Genomic DNA, 261 nt, shown 5'->3' on the forward strand with positions numbered 1-261 from the left:
CTTGTTTTTAAAGCAGATATTGAAGATCATTGGCATTTATATTCTCAGGTTTTACCAGAAGGTGGAGCACTTCCAACAGAATTCTTATTCGATTCTATTGCACAGACAACCGACTATAGACGTGTAGGTAAAGTTTTAGAAAGTGAGAGCATTACCGAGTTTGATAAGGTGTTTCAAATGGATTTAACCTTTTTTGATAACGAAGCAACTTTTACACAAAAAATAGAACTTTTAAATCCAGAAGTAACTACAATTACTAGC

1 protein-coding gene is annotated in these 261 nt (G+C 33.3%); it reads left to right on the plus strand.

Features of this window, described 5'->3' with window-relative positions; all coding sequences use genetic code 11:
- Window positions 1–261 (plus strand): hypothetical protein (locus tag H2O73_RS24140; protein ID WP_220457769.1); only part of this gene is annotated, 261 nt, incomplete at both ends.

It is taken from the genome of Vibrio marinisediminis (genome assembly GCF_014050145.1).
GTDB classification, from domain to species: domain Bacteria; phylum Pseudomonadota; class Gammaproteobacteria; order Enterobacterales; family Vibrionaceae; genus Vibrio; species Vibrio marinisediminis.